At 71.7% G+C, this 16621-nt stretch carries 13 protein-coding genes; 6 read left to right on the forward strand and 7 right to left on the reverse strand.

Annotated elements, in window-relative coordinates:
* Positions 1–105 precede the first annotated feature (105 nt).
* Genes ACFVS8_RS09965 through ACFVS8_RS09975 form a run of 3 tightly spaced genes read left to right on the forward strand, consistent with a single transcriptional unit; the run spans position 106 to position 2931 of the window.
* A complete protein-coding gene (locus tag ACFVS8_RS09965; RefSeq protein WP_387060999.1) occupies positions 106–1317 on the forward strand; it encodes a 3-oxoacyl-[acyl-carrier-protein] synthase III C-terminal domain-containing protein in 1212 nt (403 codons plus the stop codon).
* Positions 1314–2012, forward strand: a complete 699-nt coding sequence (locus ACFVS8_RS09970; RefSeq protein ID WP_387061002.1) for an iron-containing redox enzyme family protein — start codon at positions 1314–1316, stop codon at positions 2010–2012. Before ACFVS8_RS09965 ends, ACFVS8_RS09970 begins: the two co-directional genes overlap by 4 nt.
* Position 2013: 1 nt before the next feature.
* On the forward strand, positions 2014–2931 hold the full coding sequence (locus ACFVS8_RS09975) for a DUF6999 family protein (RefSeq protein ID WP_387061004.1): 918 nt from the start codon (positions 2014–2016) through the stop codon (positions 2929–2931).
* On the opposite strand, the gene ACFVS8_RS09980 is transcribed toward ACFVS8_RS09975, so the two are convergent.
* Positions 2928–3413 carry a DNA alkylation repair protein gene (locus ACFVS8_RS09980; protein ID WP_387061007.1) on the reverse strand — a complete coding sequence of 162 codons (486 nt, stop codon included), beginning with the start codon at positions 3411–3413 and terminating at the stop codon, positions 2928–2930. The genes ACFVS8_RS09975 and ACFVS8_RS09980 overlap by 4 nt on opposite strands.
* Positions 3414–3546: 133 nt before the next feature.
* Here ACFVS8_RS09980 and ACFVS8_RS09985 point away from each other — a divergent pair, with 133 nt between their 5' ends.
* Both ACFVS8_RS09985 and ACFVS8_RS09990 read left to right on the forward strand, forming a co-directional pair.
* Positions 3547–4182, forward strand: coding sequence for a hypothetical protein (locus ACFVS8_RS09985; RefSeq protein WP_387061009.1), 636 nt, complete (start codon positions 3547–3549; stop codon positions 4180–4182).
* A gap of 83 nt (positions 4183–4265) precedes the next feature.
* Positions 4266–5177 (forward strand): transposase, encoded by a 912-nt coding sequence (locus tag ACFVS8_RS09990; protein ID WP_387061011.1) that lies wholly within the window; start codon positions 4266–4268, stop codon positions 5175–5177.
* A 48-nt stretch (positions 5178–5225) separates the two neighbouring features.
* Here ACFVS8_RS09990 and ACFVS8_RS09995 read toward each other — a convergent pair whose 3' ends face one another.
* Positions 5226–7019 (reverse strand): L-aspartate oxidase, encoded by a 1794-nt coding sequence (locus ACFVS8_RS09995; protein ID WP_387061014.1) that lies wholly within the window; start codon positions 7017–7019, stop codon positions 5226–5228.
* A 77-nt stretch (positions 7020–7096) separates the two neighbouring features.
* On the opposite strand from ACFVS8_RS09995, the gene ACFVS8_RS10000 reads away from it, so the two are divergent.
* The gene (locus tag ACFVS8_RS10000) at positions 7097–8062 is read left to right on the forward strand and encodes a LysR family transcriptional regulator (RefSeq protein ID WP_387061017.1); all 966 of its coding nucleotides are present in this window, start codon (positions 7097–7099) and stop codon (positions 8060–8062) included.
* A gap of 37 nt (positions 8063–8099) precedes the next feature.
* Here ACFVS8_RS10000 and ACFVS8_RS10005 read toward each other — a convergent pair whose 3' ends face one another.
* The 5 genes from ACFVS8_RS10005 to ACFVS8_RS10025 all read right to left on the reverse strand — a co-directional run bounded on the left by ACFVS8_RS10005 (position 8100) and on the right by ACFVS8_RS10025 (position 16529).
* The gene (locus ACFVS8_RS10005; protein ID WP_387061020.1) at positions 8100–8516 is read right to left on the reverse strand and encodes a VOC family protein; all 417 of its coding nucleotides are present in this window, start codon (positions 8514–8516) and stop codon (positions 8100–8102) included.
* Positions 8517–8605: 89 nt separating this feature from the next.
* Positions 8606–8947, reverse strand: coding sequence for a RidA family protein (locus tag ACFVS8_RS10010; RefSeq protein WP_387061022.1), 342 nt, complete (start codon positions 8945–8947; stop codon positions 8606–8608).
* Positions 8948–9026: 79 nt separating this feature from the next.
* Positions 9027–11258 (reverse strand): family 43 glycosylhydrolase, encoded by a 2232-nt coding sequence (locus ACFVS8_RS10015; RefSeq protein ID WP_387061025.1) that lies wholly within the window; start codon positions 11256–11258, stop codon positions 9027–9029.
* A 157-nt stretch (positions 11259–11415) separates the two neighbouring features.
* The gene (locus tag ACFVS8_RS10020; RefSeq protein WP_387061028.1) at positions 11416–13605 is read right to left on the reverse strand and encodes a family 43 glycosylhydrolase; all 2190 of its coding nucleotides are present in this window, start codon (positions 13603–13605) and stop codon (positions 11416–11418) included.
* Positions 13606–13634: 29 nt separating this feature from the next.
* Positions 13635–16529, reverse strand: coding sequence for an immunoglobulin-like domain-containing protein (locus tag ACFVS8_RS10025; RefSeq protein WP_387061031.1), 2895 nt, complete (start codon positions 16527–16529; stop codon positions 13635–13637).
* Between the last annotated feature and the right edge of the window lie 92 nt (positions 16530–16621).

The raw sequence follows: 16621 nt of genomic DNA on the forward strand, positions 1-16621 counted from the left end.
CAGGGTTCGGGCCGGAGGGCCCGCGGCCGCGACGTCGACGCACGCCGTCCACAGGATCGTGTCGGCGCAGGCCCTTCGGCATCGGCGTGGCCTAGGGTCTCCTTCATGGGTTCAACGGCGACCGCCTATCTCACAGGCTTCGGCTCGTACCTTCCGGGCGACCCGGTCGACAACGACGGCATCGTCGCGCGGCTCGGGGGCGCCGACCCGGTGACCGAGCGCATCCGCCGGCGCATCCTCGCCGACAACGGCATCCGCACGCGGCACTACGCGCTCGACGAGCACGGCGAGCCGACCGAGCTCAACGAGCAGCTCGCCGTCAAGGCGCTGCAGGCGGCGCTCGACGACCGCGGCATCCGGGCCGAAGACCTGCGCATGCTCGCGTGCGCGACCACCATGGGCGACGTGCTCGTGCCGGGCTTCGCGTCGATGGTGCACGGGCGCCTCGGCGGTGGGCCGATGCAGCTGCTCACCGCGTCGGGGGTCTGCGCGTCGAGCCTGTCGGCGCTCGATGCCGCCGTGAGCAAGATCCGCCTCGGCGACCACCCGCGCGCGGCCGTCGTCGGCTCCGAGCTCCCGAGCCGCAGCCTGCGCGAGCGCCGCTTCGACGGCATCCGCGCGGGCATGGACTCGCACTTCCTGCGTTGGATGCTCTCCGACGGCGCCGGGGCCGCGATCGTCGAGTTCCAGCCGCACCCGACCAAGCCGTCGCTGCGCGTCGACTGGGTGCGCCAGGTGTCGCTCGCGCACGAGCACGACGTCTGCATGCGCGCGGGCATGACCGGCACCGATCCGGTCGTCGGCGCCACCTGGCAGGACGTCGCGATCGCCGAGGCCGAGGCATCGGGCATGTTCCTGCTGCGCCAAGACGTGAGCGTGCTCGACGACCTCGCCGATGCCGGGCTGCGGCAGTTCGAGCAGCTCGTCGACATCGGCCTGGTCGACGTGCGCCACCTCGACCACGTCGTGTGCCATTACAGCACGAACATCTTCCGAGATCTCGCGTTCGAGGGCCTGCGGCGGCGCGTGCCGACGCTCGACACCGACCGCTGGTACTCGAACCTCGAGACGCGCGGCAACACCGGCTCGGCGAGCATCTTCATCGCCCTCGAAGAGGCATGGCGCACCGGCCGGTTCAAGCCGGGCGAAACGGTGCTGCTGGCCGTGCCCGAGTCCGCCCGCTTCTCGTTCGCGTTCGCCCACCTCACCGTGGTCGCCCCGCCGAGCGCGTCCCGACCCGACCAAGCTGCGACATCCGACCAGCCCGCGACATCCGACCAGCCCGCGACACCCGACCGGCAAGGAGCCCCAGCATGACGACCGACACGATCAGCACGACGGATGCCGCGGCATCCGTCGCCGACAGCCTCGCCGACCGACTGGCCGACGTCTGGGTCGAGCTCGAGGAGCGCCTCGACCGCGTGCCCGTGCTGCAGCGCCTCGCCGACGGCACGGTGACCCTGCACGACTACGAGCGGCTGCTCTTCAACCTGCGGCAGCAGGTCGTCGACGGCTCGCCGTGGATCTCGCGCGCCGCCTCGAACTTCGACATCGAGCACTTCGAGCTGCGGTCGGCGGCGATCCGCCACGCTGAAGAGGAGCACCGCGACTACCTCATGATCGAGCGCGACTACGTGGCGATCGGCGGCTCCCTCGACGACCTGCGCGCCGGTCGCAAGAACCTCGGCTCCGAGGCGCTGTCGGGGTACATGTTCACCTACGCCGACCGCCCGAACCCCGTCGGACTGCTCGGCGCGATGTTCATCATCGAGGGCCTCGGGGCCAAGCGCGCCGCCGGCTGGGCCGACCGTTTTCAAGAGGTGCTGGGCCTCGCCGACAACCAGGTGCACTTCATGCAGTACCACCAGGAGGCCGACAGCCAGCACACCGGCGCACTCGAGGCGATCCTCACCTCGGGCATCGTCGACGCGGCCGGCGCCGACGAGGTCGTGCGCTGCGCCCAGGTCGTCGCCCGCCTGTACGCGCTGCAACTGGAAGAGCTGGACAGCTGAGATGAGCGGGCCGGCGCGATCCGATCCGAGCATGTGGGCGGCGGTGGCCGTCGACCCCGCCGTGCCCATCGATCGCGCGGTCGTGCGCAAGATCGTCGACGACCAGCGGCGGATGTCGCGGCGCTGGCTCCAACCGCTCGCCCGGCCGTTCTCGCGGGTCGTCGTCGCGCTCATCTCGGCAGTGAAGCGCGTGCTGCCGTTCCGCTGGATGCCGCTGGCCACCATGGATCGCCTCTGCATCTGGTACCTGCGCCGGTTCGTCTCGCCCGACGCCGTCGAGCTGCTCATCAGGCACTTCGTGATCGAGACGAACCTCGTGAACTTCGTGCTGCGCAATACGGATGCCCCGATCCCGCCGGTGACGCTCCGACCCGTGAGCCTCGCCGAACTCGGCGACCACGCGGTCGTCGAGCACGACGTCAACGTCTACGACGTGCTCATCGCGCTCGACGGCGTGCCGCTCGCGCCCGTCGCAGCCTCGGAGCTCGATTTCGCGCAGCTCGACATCCCGCCCATCGATGCGGAACGGCGACGGGCGCGCCTGCTGCGCCTCGACATCCAGACCGCCCTCTGCTTCATGAACATCCCGTTCTCGATGGCGCTCACGATGGAGGAGTACCGCCGCGCGGTGCACTCGATGCGGTTCGACGACTCGTTCCTCGAGATCCTCGCGGTGCTCTGCGACGACGACACGTTCCGCTACTGGAAGACCGGCGAGCTGAGCCTCTGGATGGACTCCAACGTCGACGTTCCGCGCATGGTCTACCGGCACGCGCTCATCTGCGAGTACGCGCACGCGCACCTGGTGAAGCTCGCGGGGGCTGCGGCTGGGGCTGGGGGCGTAGCCGGGGCTGAGGCTGGGGCTGCGGCGGAGGGCGTAGCCGGGGCCGGCGCCGCGACGGCGGCGGATCCGGCCTAAGCCGAAGCCGTGGCCGCCTGCGCGGCCCAGCGCAGTCGCGGGTCGGGGTCATCGGCCCAGCGGGCGAGCACCGAGAGGGCCCGCGTGCGGGCCGGGCCCACGAGCGACCCGACCAGGGGTCGAACGACGTCGTCGATGAGCGGGCTCGCCAACGCCTCGACGGAGGCCTCGCGCAGGAACCCCTCGATGCGGGTCAGGTCGGCGTTGCCCAACCGACGCACGTGCGTCTGGAGCAGCACGATCGCCGCGAGGCGCCGTTCGAAGACGGGCGCCGACCAGAGTTCGGAGCTGAGTGCGGTGATCGCGTCGTGGTCGAGGTCGCGATACCGGTTGCCGACATCGCGGATCGTGCCGCGCACCGCGCCGACCGACGCACCGTAGGAGTCGAGACCGCCGCCGAGGCGCTCGCGCACGTCGTCGGCCCGGTACTCGTCGCCCTCGTACCGCAGGGCGGAGTCCACGAAGTCACCCGCTGCACTCACCTCTCCATTCTCCGGCCGCGCGGCCGGCAGGTCGGCACGGTGGCCGGTCGGGCACGGTGGCCGGTCGGTATGCGGGCGTGTCGGCACGGTGGCCTAGGGTCGGAGTTGGAGCGCGAACACGGGAGGCGGGGCGATGTCGGACACCGAAGAGGGAATCCAGGCCGAGGCCGCCGCGGTGGTTCCGGAGCCGAAGCCCCAGGGCCTCTACGCGAGCATCGCGATGACCCTGACCGTGCTCGCCGTCGGGTTCGCGGTCTTCGGGTTCGGCCCAGGGGCGCTGGTTTCACTGTACGCGGGCATGGTCGCGACGTACGTCGCGGTGCCGTACACCGTGCTGGCGATCATCGTGCGCGAGGTCGTCGCCCATCGCACGTGGCGTGGAGACGACGACGAGCCCCGCAACGCCGAGGCGATCCGCTTCGGGCTGTTCCGGCAGCGGGCCTCCTTCGTCACTGCGGTCACGATGCTCGCCGCGTTCGCAGTCCTGGTGGTCGTGGTGGTCGTGGTGATGGGCCCCGTCGACCGCCTCGGCGGGTTCAGCGGCCTGGCCGTGTTCGGATCGTTCGCCGTCGTCGCGGGCGGGTTCGCGATCGTGGTGAACGTGCCGTTGATCTACACCGGGTCGGTCGTGCGGTCGGAACGGTACGCGGTTCGCGAGCGCATCGGGGCCTGGCGGCTGATCCGCGCGACCACGATCCTCACCACGGCGTCATGGATCGCCTACTGCGCGTTCGGCGTGTTCTTCATCACGCAGTCGATGTGGTTCTGAGACTCCGAGCCCTTCCGGCTTGACGAGGGGCTATCGACCGCGCATTCGGAGCGCGCGCGGGGGCGTGGTGCGAGGATGGGCGCATGGCCGAGGACGCGCTCGCCGAGATCGCCGACGAGCTGTACGGGCTGCCGCCCGAGCAGTTCACCGCTGCCCGCAACGCCCGGGCGAAACGGGTGCGGGCCGACGACCGCGCCCTGGCCGACGCGGTCGCCGAGCTCCGCAAGCCCTCGGCGCCGGCCTGGCTCGTGAACCAGCTCGTGCGGCACCGTTCGCACGAGCTCGAGCAGCTGTTCGAGCTCGGTGCGCAGCTCAGGGCCGCCCAGGCGGAGATCGATGCATCCGCGATCACCGCGCTCGCGCGCGAGCGACGCAAGGTCGTCGGTGCGGTGGCGAGCGACGCCGGCGCGCTCGCCGAGGAGCTCGGGCATCCGGTGCGCGGCCCGGCGCTCGACGACGTCGCGTCGACGCTGCAGGCGGCGATGACGGATGCCACGGCCACCGACGCCGTGCGCAGCGGACGGCTCGTGCGCAGTCTCGAGGCGATCGGCACCGAGGTGGATCTCTCCGATGCGACGGCCGCGTGGACGCCGGGCGACACGGCACGTTCGGCGGCGCCCGCGCCTCGTGATGAGGTCGGCGACCGCCGCGCCATGAAGCAGCGCCAAGCCGACGAGGCGGCGGCACGCGCCGCCGAGGCCGCCGTCGAGGCCGCAGCCGAGGCCGAGGAGGAGGCCGCCGCGGCCGAGCGCGCCGTCGAGGCCGCGTCGGGCCCGCGCGAGGCAGCGCGCACCGCGCTCCGTGAGGCCGAGGCCGCCCGAGACGAACTCCTCGCCGCGCAGCGCGATCTCGAACGCCGGCTCGCGCGCGCCGAGCGCGAGTTCGCGGCCGCCGAACACCTCGTCGACGAGCGCGAGCGCGACTACGACCGCGCCTCCGAAGCAGCGGCCGCGGCCCGCGTGACGGCGGACGACCTGCGCGCTGCCCTCGACTGAGGCGCGAACGCCGCTCGACGTCGTGCGCAGGACCGCCCGACGGCCCACCTACTCGACGAGCTTGCCCGCCACCGAGACCTCCTCGCGCATGAGCGCCGCGATCTCGTCGGGGATCGGCGGGATCGACTCGCGCGTGATGCCGGACGACGGCGACCAGACGAGGTTCGCCTGCAGCGCGGCATCCGACTCGGGGAAGTCGCTGCGGTTGTGGCATCCGCGGGTCTCGCGCCGTTCGAGCGCGGCCTCGAGCGTGGCGCGGGCGGCCAGCGCGGCCGACTTGAGGTCGAAGGCGTGCGCGAGGTCCTGGTAGCCGGCGATGTCGGGGTGCACGCCGATGTCGGACATGCGCGCCTCGATCGCGTCGAGCTCGGCGAGACCGGCGAGGAGGCCCTGCTCGTCGCGCACCACGCCGGCGTGCTCGGTCATGGTGTTGCGGATGGCCCGCTGCAGGGCGCGCACGTTCTCGGTGCCGTCGGAGGCGAGCAGCGCGGCGATCTCGTCGCGGGCGGTCTGCACGGCGGCCGCCGAACGCCGCTGGGCCGGGAGCGAGCGCGAGTAGTCGATCGCGGCCTGCCCGACGATGCGGCCGAACACGAGCAGCTCGATGAGGGAGTTGCCGCCGAGCCGGTTGGCTCCGTGCAGTCCCGAGGACGCCTCGCCGATGGCATAGAGGCCCGGCACGTCGGTTCCATGGTCGTCGGGCCGCACCCAGACGCCGCCCATCGAGTAGTGCGCGGTGGGCGCGATCTCGATCGGCTCCTTCGTGATGTCGAGCATCTGGAGCTCGAGCATGGTCTGGTACACGCGCGGCAGGCGCTGCATGATCGTCTCGCGGGGCAGGTGCGAGACATCCAGCCAGACACCGCCGTTGGGGGTTCCGCGGCCCTCCTTGATCTCGGTGTAGCAGGCGAGTGCGACGCGGTCGCGCGTCGAGAGCTCGAGCCGCTCGGGGTCGTACCTGTGCATGAAGCGCTCGCCGAGGCCGTTGGTGAGGATGCCGCCCTCGCCGCGGGCCGCCTCGCTGATGAGGGTGCCGGCCGCGTTCTCGGGCTCGATGATGCCCGACGGGTGGAACTGCACGAGCTCGGGGTCGCGCACCCGACCGCCCGCCTCGACGGCCAAGCGCCACGAGTCGCCCGTGTTCTCGTCGCGCCGCGAGGAGGTGCGCCGCCAGATGCGGTTGTGCCCGCCGGCGGCGAGGATGACGGCGTCGGCGTGGATGAGGTATCGCGTGCCGTCTTCGACGTCGAACCCGTAGGCGCCGAAGACCGCGCCGTCGTCGTTCACCAGGATGCGGGTGACGTAGACCGTGTCGAGGATCGGCACGCGCAACTGCGCTGCCCGGTTGATGAGCGTGCGCTGGATCTCGAGCCCGGTGTAGTCGCCCGCGAAGGCCGTGCGGCGGTAGGTGTGGGCGCCGAAGAAGCGCTGCGAGATGCGCCCGTCGGCTTCGCGCGCGAACGGCATGCCGAAGCGCTCGAGGTCGTCGATGCCGCGGGCGGCGCCCTTCGTCACCGTCTCGACGGTGCGCGGGTCGGCGAGCAGGTAACTCTCCTTGAGCGTGTCGGCCGCGTGCTGCTGCCAGCTGTCGTCGGCGTCCATCGTGGCCAGCGCGGCGTTGATGCCGCCGGCCGCGAGCGACGTGTGGGCGTCGGACTTCGGGCGCTTGCCGAGCGCGAGCACGTCGACGCCCGCCTCGGCGAGCTCGATGGCCGCCCGCAGGCCCGATCCGCCGGTGCCGATCACGAGCACGGTTGTGGAGAGCTGCCGTTCGGCGGCGGGGGCGGGGGCGTCGGCGGGGCCGCCGGTGGTGGTGCTGGAGGTCGTGCCGGAGGTGGTCATGTGCTCCACGCTAGATTCGACGGTTCGATTACTCCAATGCATCTATCTCATGAGAATCATGCGCGTAGGCTATCGATATGAACCTCGAACAGCTGCGCAGCTTCGTCGAGGTGGCCCGGTTCGGCACCTTCACCCGCGCAGCTGAGGAGCTCTACCTCGCCCAGCCCTCGCTGAGCCGCCAGATCGCCTCCCTCGAGCACGAACTCGGCGCCGAGCTGTTCCACCGCGCTCGCGGCGGCAGCACCCTGACCGTCGCGGGCGAGTCGCTGCTGCCCTTGGCCCGTCGCATGCTCGCCGATGCCGAGTCGGTGCGCCGCGAACTCGCCGAGCTCGCCGGCCTCGAGCGCGGCCGGGTGCGCCTGGGCGCGACGCCGACGCTCTGCATCAGCCTGGTCGCCGAGGTGCTGAGCACGTTCCACGCCGAGCATCCGGCGATCGAGCTGCGCCTGTCGGAGCACGGGTCGCGTCGTCTGCTCGACGAGCTCGCCGGCGGCGAGCTCGACCTCGCACTGATCACGACCTCCGGTGCGTCGGCGGCCGAGCGCTTCACCGTGACGCCGTTGCTCATCGAAGAACTCGTCGTCATCTCGTCGACCGCAGCGCCACCGGTCGCTCCGGGCGACACCATCGGGCTCGATGCGGTCGCCGCGCTCCCGCAGATCCTGTTCAGTTCGAGCTACGACCTGCGCAGCACGACGGATGCCGCGTTCCGCGCGTCGGGGCTCACCCCGGAGGTCGTGCTCGAGGGCGCCGAGATGGACGCCGTGCTGCGATTCGTCGAGCGTGGTCTCGGCGTCGCGATCGTGCCCGCGATGGTGCTGATCGACCGCCCCGGACTGCGGTCGGTACGGCTTGAAGGGCCGAAGTCCGACGCCTCGGGCGACGGCGGAGCGCCGCTCACGCGCACCATCAGCGTCGCCAGACCTGCGGATGTCGCGCCGACCGCGGCGGTCGAGGTGATGGGCCGCGCGATCACCGCGGGCGCGACCTCGTTCGCGGCCAGGGCGGGCGCGACCATGCGGCTTGCCCGCCCTGCCGGCTGAGCGCGCTCGGAGTCGAAGCCGCCCGCCCGCGGCAGGCTCAGGCAGAAGCGGTGACGGCCTGCTCCCGCGGTGGGTTGAACATGAACTCGAAGCGGATGCCGTTGTCGTCTTCGACGAACGACGCGTAGTAGCGGTCGTTGAACCTCGGGAAGAGCTTCGGCTCGCGCACCGTGGTCCAGCCCGCCTCGACCGCGATCGCGTGCAGGCGATCGACCTCGTCGCGGGAGTCGACGGCGAAGGCGAGGTGCTGCCAACCGACGCGACCGTGCCGGTGCGGTCCGCTGCCGGGCTCGCGCGTCGGGAAGAGGATCAGCTCCTCCTCGCCGAGCGACCACGACACTCCGTTGTCGGCGTCGTTGCGGGTGCAGCCGAGCGCGGTCATCACGGGGTCGAACTGGGCGATCGAGCGGGGCAGGTCCTCGACCGAGAGGCCGAGGTGATCGAAGAGGGACATCCGGACATCCTATGAGGGGGGCGGCCGAATGGGGTCGACGGCGAACGGGCCGGATGCCGCGGCATCCGGCCCGTTCACGGGACTCGCGTTCAGCGCGCGGCGACGACCGCGAACTCGACGAGGAAGTCGGGCGTCGCCAGCTTCGCCTCGACCGTCGCGCGGGCGGGCGGGTTGGCGCCGTCGACCCAGGTGTCCCACACGGAGTTCATCTCGGCGAACGACGCGATGTCGGCGAGGTAGATCGTGACGTTCAGCAGCTTCGACCTGTCGCTGCCGACGCTCGCGAGCAGGGCGTCGACCTGCGCCAGCGCGGCGCGGCTCTGCTCGGCGACCGAGGCGCCCTCGGCGACCTGGCCGGCGAGGTACACGGTGTCGCCGTGCACGACGGCCTGGCTCATGCGGGCTCCGGGCTGGACGCGCTGAATGGTCACGGGATCTCCTCTGGGTTCGGGGGAGCCTTCAGGTTACCGACCCCGTCGGGCGCGTGACGCGGGCACGGGTCGCGCCGCGTCATCCGCAGGTCCGAGCGGCGTAGGCGACTGAAACGGCATCGGTGTCGGCAGGGTTCGCCCCGGCCGCGGTCACGGTCGCCTCACCCGCGGGCAGGGTCGCGAGGCGGCTCGAGAACGACGCGCTCGTCGAGGCGCCGGCGGCCAGGGAGGCGACCTGCTTCGTGCCGTACGGCGTCTCGATGTCGACCGCGACGGGCTCGTCGGAGTCGTTCGTCGCGGTGACCGCGAGCACGACCTTGCCTGCGACGCATCGGGTGGAGGCGGCCGCCGAGACCTCGACCTGCCCGGCGATCGGGTGCGGCGCGACGCTCGTGAGCGTCGGCTGCACCGTCTGGAACAGCCCGTCGGCACCGATCGTGAGCTTGTCGATCGTCGTCTCGCGGTGCGTGCCGTCGCCGTTCGGCATGGCGAAGCGGTGGTACGCGATGACCCAGTCGTCGGTGCCGGGCACGTTGATGATCGAGCTGTGACCCGTGCCCTTGATGCCGAGCGAGAGGTCCTTCTGCAGGATCACGCCGCGGTACGTCCACGGGCCGGTCGCACTCGTCGACGTGGCGTAGCCGACCCGGTAGTTCTCCGAGCCGGTGTCGTCGATCGCGTAGGTCAGGTGGTAGACGCCGTCGCGGTAGTTCATGAACGAACCCTCGCGGTACGACGTGAGTCCGCTCATCGCCGAGATCGTGCCCGGCTTCAGCGACGTCATGGTGTCGCTCAGCTCGGCCATGACCGGGCTGCCGTTGCCCCAGTAGAGGTAGTACTTGCCCGTCGCCGGGTCGTGGAAGGCGGCCGGGTCGATGGCCTGGCCCGACGTGACGGCCTCGTTGTTGAGGATCATCGCGGTCGGCTGCGCGGTGAACGGCCCCTCGGGGCTGTCGGCCACGGCGACGCCGATCGTCTTGCGGTTGAGCGCCGCGTTGTGACCGCTGAAGTAGAAGAAGTACCTGCCGTCGCACTCGATGATCGTGGGCGCCCACGCGTTGCCGGTCGCCCACGGCACGTTGCCGTTCGCGCCGTCGAGGGTGAGGAACGGCTGGGCGGAACGGGTCCAGTTCACGAGGTCGGCCGACTTCCACACGTAGAAGTCCTTGCCGCCCCAGCCCGGGGTGCCGTCGGTCGTGGCGTAGAGGTAGTAGGTGTCGCCGAAGACGGCGATGTTCGGGTCGGCGTACAGTCCCGGAAGCACCGGGCTGTTCACGGACTGCGCGGTCAGCGTCCACGTCGAGGTCGAGCCGCCGGGCGCGGTCAGCGTGTAGGTCACGGGGGAGCGGAGGTCGACGGTCGTGCCCGAGGCGGGCGAGACGGTGACGCCCGCGGCGGCGACGAACGTCGGGGCGAGCGCCGAGACATCCGTGCCCGGCTTCACCGGGAGGATCGCCGTGCGGGTCGTGCCGTTCACGATCGGCGAGAGCTTCAGCGCGGTCGTGTCGGCCAGCGAGACATCCGTCAACTGGTCGGTCGCGCCCGCGTTCGTCAGCACCTCGGATGCCGTGAGCGCCCGGTCGAAGACCTGCACGTCGTCGAACGAACCCTGGAAGAACCCGTCGGCGGCGTAGAGCGACTTGCCGAGGTAGCCGAAGAGGTTCGAGCCGAGGTCGGCGACCGTCGTGTTCAGCGCGGCGTTCTCGCCGAGCTTCGCGCCGTCGGCGTAGACGGTCATCTTCGCGCCGTCGAACACGAGGTCGTAGTGGTGCCAGGCGCCGCTCGTGACGGTGCCCGTGACGGCCGACTCGTTCTGCCACGACGTCTGGGTGATCGCATTGCGGATCTCGCCGCCGCGCACGCGGAAGAAGGAGTACGTGTTCGAGTCCGCGCCGAAGGCGAACGTGAAGAAGTTGCCGCTCGTCTTCTCGCTCTTGACGTCCATCGAGACGGTCATGCTCGTGCGGCCGTCGAAGAAGCCGCGCGGGAACGCGGCGAAGCCGTTCGTCGAGCCGTCGAGGCGCAGCACCTTGCCGCGTTCGGCGTCGGTCACGACGGCCGCGGTGCCCGAGCCCGTCAGATCGGCAGCGCCGACGGCGTCCTGCAGCGTGCCGTCGTCGAACGGGTACGACGCGATCGGCTGGGGCGGAGCCGGGTCGGCGGCCATCGCGGGCGGTCCGGCGAGCATGGTCGACGCCACGACGGCCCCTGCGACGACGGATGCCGCGGCGGCCCGTCGCAGGGTCGCGCCGCGTGGTCTCGGCGCGCCCCCCGGTGCGCGGCTGGGGTCTCGGAATACGGAAGAGAGCATCATCGGTCCTCGATTCGTTCGGTGGTGCGGGTGGTGCGGGTCTGGCGGGTGGTGCGGGTCTGGCGAGTCGTGCGGGCCGGTCGGGCCGGCCCCACCACGAGGGCGCCGCCGCCGGATCGGCGACGGCGCCCTCGTCGGTGCATGGGGTGCGGTTGCCTCAGCAGCCCGTCGCCGGGTACGTCGCCGTGGTGCTGAGCGAGCGGCCCGGTGCGGCAGGGTCTGCGGCCGCGATGGTCACGGTGCCCGCGGCGATCGCCTTCGCGCGGGTCGAGAACGACGCGCTCGCCGTCTCGTCGGCGTCGAGCGCGAACGACTTTGCGCCGAAGCCGCTCGTCGCGGTGACGTCGAGCGCGACCTCGTCGGCGTTGCGCACCGTGGTCACGACGACGGCCTTGCCCGCGACGCACCGCGTGGCAGCCGAGACCTCGACCGCTGCCGGAGCGACCGGGTCGGCCGCGACGGAGGCGACGCGATAGCGCTGGCAGTCGTTGTTCAGCACGCTGTACTGGTGCACCCGGGTGCCGTCGGCGGCCGCGCAGAACGACAGGTCGAGCGCCTTGAGGCTCGTGCCGTTGCGGAACTCCACAACACCGTCGTTGCCGACGAGCACGCGCCACGTGCTGCCGGCGATGCCGCAGGCACCCTGCGTGACGGTCGCGGAGTCCGCGGTCGACCCGCCCGTGACGGAGAGGCACTTCGCCGGCGCCGAGCCGAGGTGGATCTCCGACTCCCCATTGGCGGCGGCCGTGAAGGTCACGCCCTGGCACGCGGCGCCGGCGTACTCGCGCTGCTGCAGGATCGCGCCGTCGGCGGTCGTGCAGCCCGGCACCTCGAGGGCCTTGCCCGAGGCGATCGACGTCACGACGACCGAGCCGGCGGGGCGCAGCGCCCAGTCCTGGGCGGCCGACGCGTTCGCGGTCGACTGCACGACGGCGGACACAGCCGAACCCGCCGCAGCGCCGGCGGCGTCGAGCACCTTGCCGCTCGTGCGGTTCGCGAGCCTCGACCATCCGCCCGTCGTCTGGGCGACGGTCCACTGCTGGCAGCCGGTCGTGACGAACGGCGCCTGCTCGACCCAGGTGCCCTGCGCCGTGGCGCAGTCGTCGGGCCCGAGCGCGAGGCCGCTCGCGGCGTTCACCACGCGCAGGTACCCGTCACCGGTGGTGTCGAGCACGAAGCGCGAACGCGACGAGGCGCAGTCCCCCTGCACGAGCGCGGCGCCACTCTCTTGCGAGGGCACCGTGGCGCATAGCCCGGTGCTGCGGCTCACGAGGTTCCAGCGAGCGCCCTCGACCTGCGCGGTGATCGGCGCGTTCTCGCCGCTCGGCACCACGACCGCCGTCGAGGTCGCCTGCGGCACGCCGAAGTCCGGCTCACCGGCATCCGTCCACTCGACGAGCTGGGCCCGCGCCGAGCGCTCGCGCCCGCATCCGCCGTCGGCCCGCGCATTCGCGTGGTAGAGGTTCCAGGTCTCGGTGCCGTCGGGCGAGGTGAAGAAGTCGTTGTGGCCGCTGCCGTAGACCCCGTTCGCCTTCGAGAAGACCGGGCCGTCGCTCTTCTGCCACGACGCCTGGAGCACCGGGTCGCCGCCCGTGTACTCGAGCGTGCCGAGCTGGTAGTCCTCGGTGCCGCAGAAGCTCGCCGAGTAGACGACCCAGGTGCGGCCGTCCTGCTGCAGCGGGATCGGGCCCTCGTTCACCGGCTGGCCGATGACCTCCCAGCTCTCGGTCGGCTGCGACAGGATGTTGAGCGGCCCCGTCGCGGTCCACGGGTTCGTCATGCGCGCGATGTAGTTGCTCTGCAGCCCGTCGGGCGCGAACGCCGACCAGGTCACGAACAGCTCGCCGTTCAACTGCAGGTACGCGCCGTCGATGTTCCAGGCGTCGGTCGGGATCGGTCGCCCCTTGTAGGTGTAGGGGCCCATCGGGTCGTCGGCCGCGCTCTCGATCACCTGCAGGTGCTGGGTGCCGAAGTCGCCCGAGACGCCCATCGTGTACATCAGGTACCAGCGCCAGCCGTTCGGGCCCTCGAGGCGCTGGAGTTCGGGCGCCCACATGTTGCCGTTGCGGCCGGTGTTGGTGTCGGAGTACACGGTCACGGGCTTCGTGGTGCCGAGCCCCGCGAGGGTCGGCGCCTTGCGCATGACGACCCGGTTGTCCCATGTCGTCGACACCATGTAGTAGTTGCCGTCGTGGAACTCGATGGTCGGGTCGGCCGTGTCGGGCGCGAGCGGGTTGGTGAACGTGTCGTCGCCGATCGCCGAGGCGGCCGGGGCCTGCGCGGCGTCGAGCGCCGCGAGGCCCGTGAGACCGCCGATCGCGAGTGCGGCGACCAGCGCGGCGTGCATCAGGTTCCGGATGCCGCGGGGCGCGCGACTCAGCACGAGCGGCCCTCGTAGGCGCCGACCGCGGCCACGCCGTCGACCGTCGCGGTGACCTGCCCGGCGGGCACGGTCGCGAGGCGGCTCGAGAACGTGACGGACTGCGTCGCACCGGCCGCGAGCGAGACGGCGCGCTCGCCGTAGGTCGACGAGACGGCGACGTTCACGGCCTGCGATCCGCGGTTCACGGCCTTGGCGACGAGCGTCACCTTGCCTGCGACGCAGCGGGTCTCGGCGACCACCTCGACGCCCGGCGTGACGGTCACGGTGGCCGTGACCGGCATCCGGGAGTCGTCTTGCGCGACGCCCCGCACGGTGAAGGTGCCCGGTGCCGCGTAGTCGGAGGCGGGCACGTCGGCCCACACGACGTCGGCCTGCTTCGTCGTGCCGGCGGCGGTCGTGAGCGACGCCTTCGGCAGCACGGGTGCGACACCGGCTCGGGTGGTCACTTCGATCGCGTCGACCTCGGCCACGGCGACCGCGGGCGCGTAGGCCTCGAGCACCTGCTGGTACTCGGCGCGCGTCACCGGGATGACGGTGCCGTGCCGGGGCTTGCCGCCGTCGCTGTTCTGCGGCAGGTTCGCGCGCAGCGTCGTGCCGAGCGGCTGCCACGAGTTGCCGTCGGTGATGTCGCCGGAGCCGAAGGGGATGTAGTAGTTCGGGCCGCCGTGGTACGAGGGCTGGTCGATGAACAGGTACCAGTCGAAGCCGTTCACGTCGCCCGGGTTCGACGGGAAGATGCTCGGCCCTTCACCGCTCGAGTAGGTGCCGCCGGGCTCGCCGTTGGGCAGGCCGGTCGCGACCTTCTCCTTCACGAGGGTCCACTGGTCGGCCGCGCCCGTCGTGCCGGGCAGGGTGCCGGTGATGGTCGCGAGCAGGTTCGTCGACTTCTCCTCGCGGATGGTCATCGACGCCTCGTCCTTCGTGAAGCGGTAGAAGATGCCGTCCTGCTCGGCGACGGTCGAGTCGATCAGGCCGAGGCCCGTGCCGCGCTTGACGTCCGACCAGATCTGCGGCTCCGAGAAGGTGACGAAGTCGTCGGTCGTGGCGTACATCATGCGGTTGTACGTGACGGCCGTGCGCGATGCCGCGTTGGTGCCGGGGTAGAGGTTCGACGCCCAGAACACGACGTAGCGGCCGAGCTCGTCGTCCCAGTACGCCTCGGGCGCCCACGTGTTGCCCGCGTACGGCGTCGACACCTGGATGTGGCGCTGGTTCGACCAGTTCACGAGGTCGTTCGACTCCCACACCTCGATCGCGAGCGATCCCGACAGCTGGGCGGTGGTGAACCCGCCGGCGAGGCCCGCGACCTTCAGGTCGGTGGCGAGCATGTAGAACTTGTCGCCCTCGTGCGAGCGGATGATGAACGGGTCGCGGAGGCCGGTCGTGCCCTGCGTCGAGGTGAAGATCGGCTCGCCGCCGTTCAGCGTGTTCCAGCGCAGTGCGTCGTTGCCCTTCGAGGCGGCGAGGCTGACGCGCTCGGCGCCGGCGCCCTCGCCCGTGAAGAACGCCCAGACGTACGCCTCGGGGTCGTCTGCGGTCGCGGGCTTCGCGGGCACGGTCAGCGCGAAGGTGCGGGTTGCCGTGGCGGACCCGCTCGTCGCGGTCGCGGTCAGCGCGACCTGGGCGGCGTCGGCGGGGCGCGTGATCGCGATCGTCGTCGTGCCGGTCTTGACCCCGGAGCGTACGGCGGCGACCGCGCCGCCGTCGGTGACGGTCCATGCGATGGCGGAGCCGTTCGCGCCGACGGTCGGCACCGAGAAGCTCGTGCGCACGTCTTCGGCGTCGACCGGGAGCGCGATGGCCGCGACGTCGCCGTCGACCTTCGCCTGGTCGGAGAGCTGCGCGGGCACGGTCACGGCGAAGGTGCGGGTCGCGGTCTTGCCGCCCGCGGTGAACGTCGCCGTCAGGGTGACGGCGGCGTCGGCCGAGCCGCCCGCGGGTCGGGTCACGGTCGCGGATCCGCCGCTCACGGCGATCGCCGACGAGTCGGATGCCCACGAGACGGTCGCACCGTGGCTCGAGGTCGGCAGGGTGAAGTTCGAGGTCGCCGTCGGGGCGACGGTGACGGCTGCGGTCGCGCCGGCCAGCGCCTGGTCGGCGAAGAGCTGCTGCACCGTGGCCGTGTCGAGCGCGGAACCGTACACGGCGTAGTCGCCGACCGATCCGGCCCAGCCGTTGTCGGCGTAGGTCGAGCGGCCGAGGTACGACACGAGGCTCGAGCCGAACGACGACACGTTGCGCGCGATCGCGACCTGGCTGATCTGCGCGCCGTTGACGTAGGTGGTGAGCTTGCCGGCGACCCCGTCGATGACGCTCGTGTAGAGCGCCATGCCCGACGGCGTGAGCGCTCCGGTGGTCGCTGCGTTCGTCGCCCCTGCGCCGACCTCGGTGCCCCACGGCGCGGTGGCGCTCGCCGTGTTCGTGACGACCGACTTCACGTAGCCGCTCGGGTTGGTCGGGTTCAGCAGCCAGTAGGCGCTGGAGTACGAGGCGCCGGATGCCACGGGCGCACCGATGAAGGCGGCCGCGACGTTCGCCGGACCGGTGCGGTTCTCGAGCCAGGTCGAGACCGTGAGCTGGGTCTTGCCGACCAGGCCCGCAGACGGGATCTCGAGGTAGCCGGCACTCGCACGCGCGCCGCCGGGCAGCGACAGCGCACCGCCGGCGACCGTCGCACCGGTCTGCTTGATGACCCCGTCGTAGCCGTTGCCCGAGGCGTCGGCGACGACCCCCGATGCGGCTGCGTCGAACGTGTAGTGGATCAGGGGGGCCGGCGCCTCGGCGGCGTCGGCGGACTGCGGGGCGATGGCCCCGACGGCGGCGAAGGCGGCGGCGGCCGCCACGACGGCGGCCCCCGTCCGCAGCTTCCGCACGAAGGTGTCGCGCATGTCACTCCAATGTGTGTGGTGGTGCGGGTGCGGCGGTGCCGCCGGAGGGTGGTGGTGCTCGTCGGTGGGAGGGTTCCGGATGCCGCGACGCG

Origin of the sequence: Agromyces sp. NPDC058110, from assembly GCF_042884735.1 — a bacterium.
In the GTDB taxonomy this organism is placed as follows: Bacteria; Actinomycetota; Actinomycetes; order Actinomycetales; family Microbacteriaceae; genus Agromyces.

Bases quoted from the DNA above. Each gene is read 5' to 3' on its own strand.
- ACFVS8_RS09965 (WP_387060999.1), top strand. From the start codon at position 106: ATGGGTTCAACGGCGACCGCCTATCTCACAGGCTTCGGCTCGTACCTT.
- ACFVS8_RS09970 (WP_387061002.1), top strand. From the start codon at position 1,314: ATGACGACCGACACGATCAGCACGACGGATGCCGCGGCATCCGTCGCC.
- ACFVS8_RS09975 (WP_387061004.1), top strand. From the start codon at position 2,014: ATGAGCGGGCCGGCGCGATCCGATCCGAGCATGTGGGCGGCGGTGGCC.
- ACFVS8_RS09985 (WP_387061009.1), top strand. From the start codon at position 3,547: ATGTCGGACACCGAAGAGGGAATCCAGGCCGAGGCCGCCGCGGTGGTT.
- ACFVS8_RS09990 (WP_387061011.1), top strand. From the start codon at position 4,266: ATGGCCGAGGACGCGCTCGCCGAGATCGCCGACGAGCTGTACGGGCTG.
- ACFVS8_RS09995 (WP_387061014.1), bottom strand. From the start codon at position 7,019: ATGACCACCTCCGGCACGACCTCCAGCACCACCACCGGCGGCCCCGCC.
- ACFVS8_RS10000 (WP_387061017.1), top strand. From the start codon at position 7,097: ATGAACCTCGAACAGCTGCGCAGCTTCGTCGAGGTGGCCCGGTTCGGC.
- ACFVS8_RS10005 (WP_387061020.1), bottom strand. From the start codon at position 8,516: ATGTCCCTCTTCGATCACCTCGGCCTCTCGGTCGAGGACCTGCCCCGC.
- ACFVS8_RS10015 (WP_387061025.1), bottom strand. From the start codon at position 11,258: ATGCTCTCTTCCGTATTCCGAGACCCCAGCCGCGCACCGGGGGGCGCG.
- ACFVS8_RS10020 (WP_387061028.1), bottom strand. From the start codon at position 13,605: ATGCACGCCGCGCTGGTCGCCGCACTCGCGATCGGCGGTCTCACGGGC.
- ACFVS8_RS10025 (WP_387061031.1), bottom strand. From the start codon at position 16,529: ATGCGCGACACCTTCGTGCGGAAGCTGCGGACGGGGGCCGCCGTCGTG.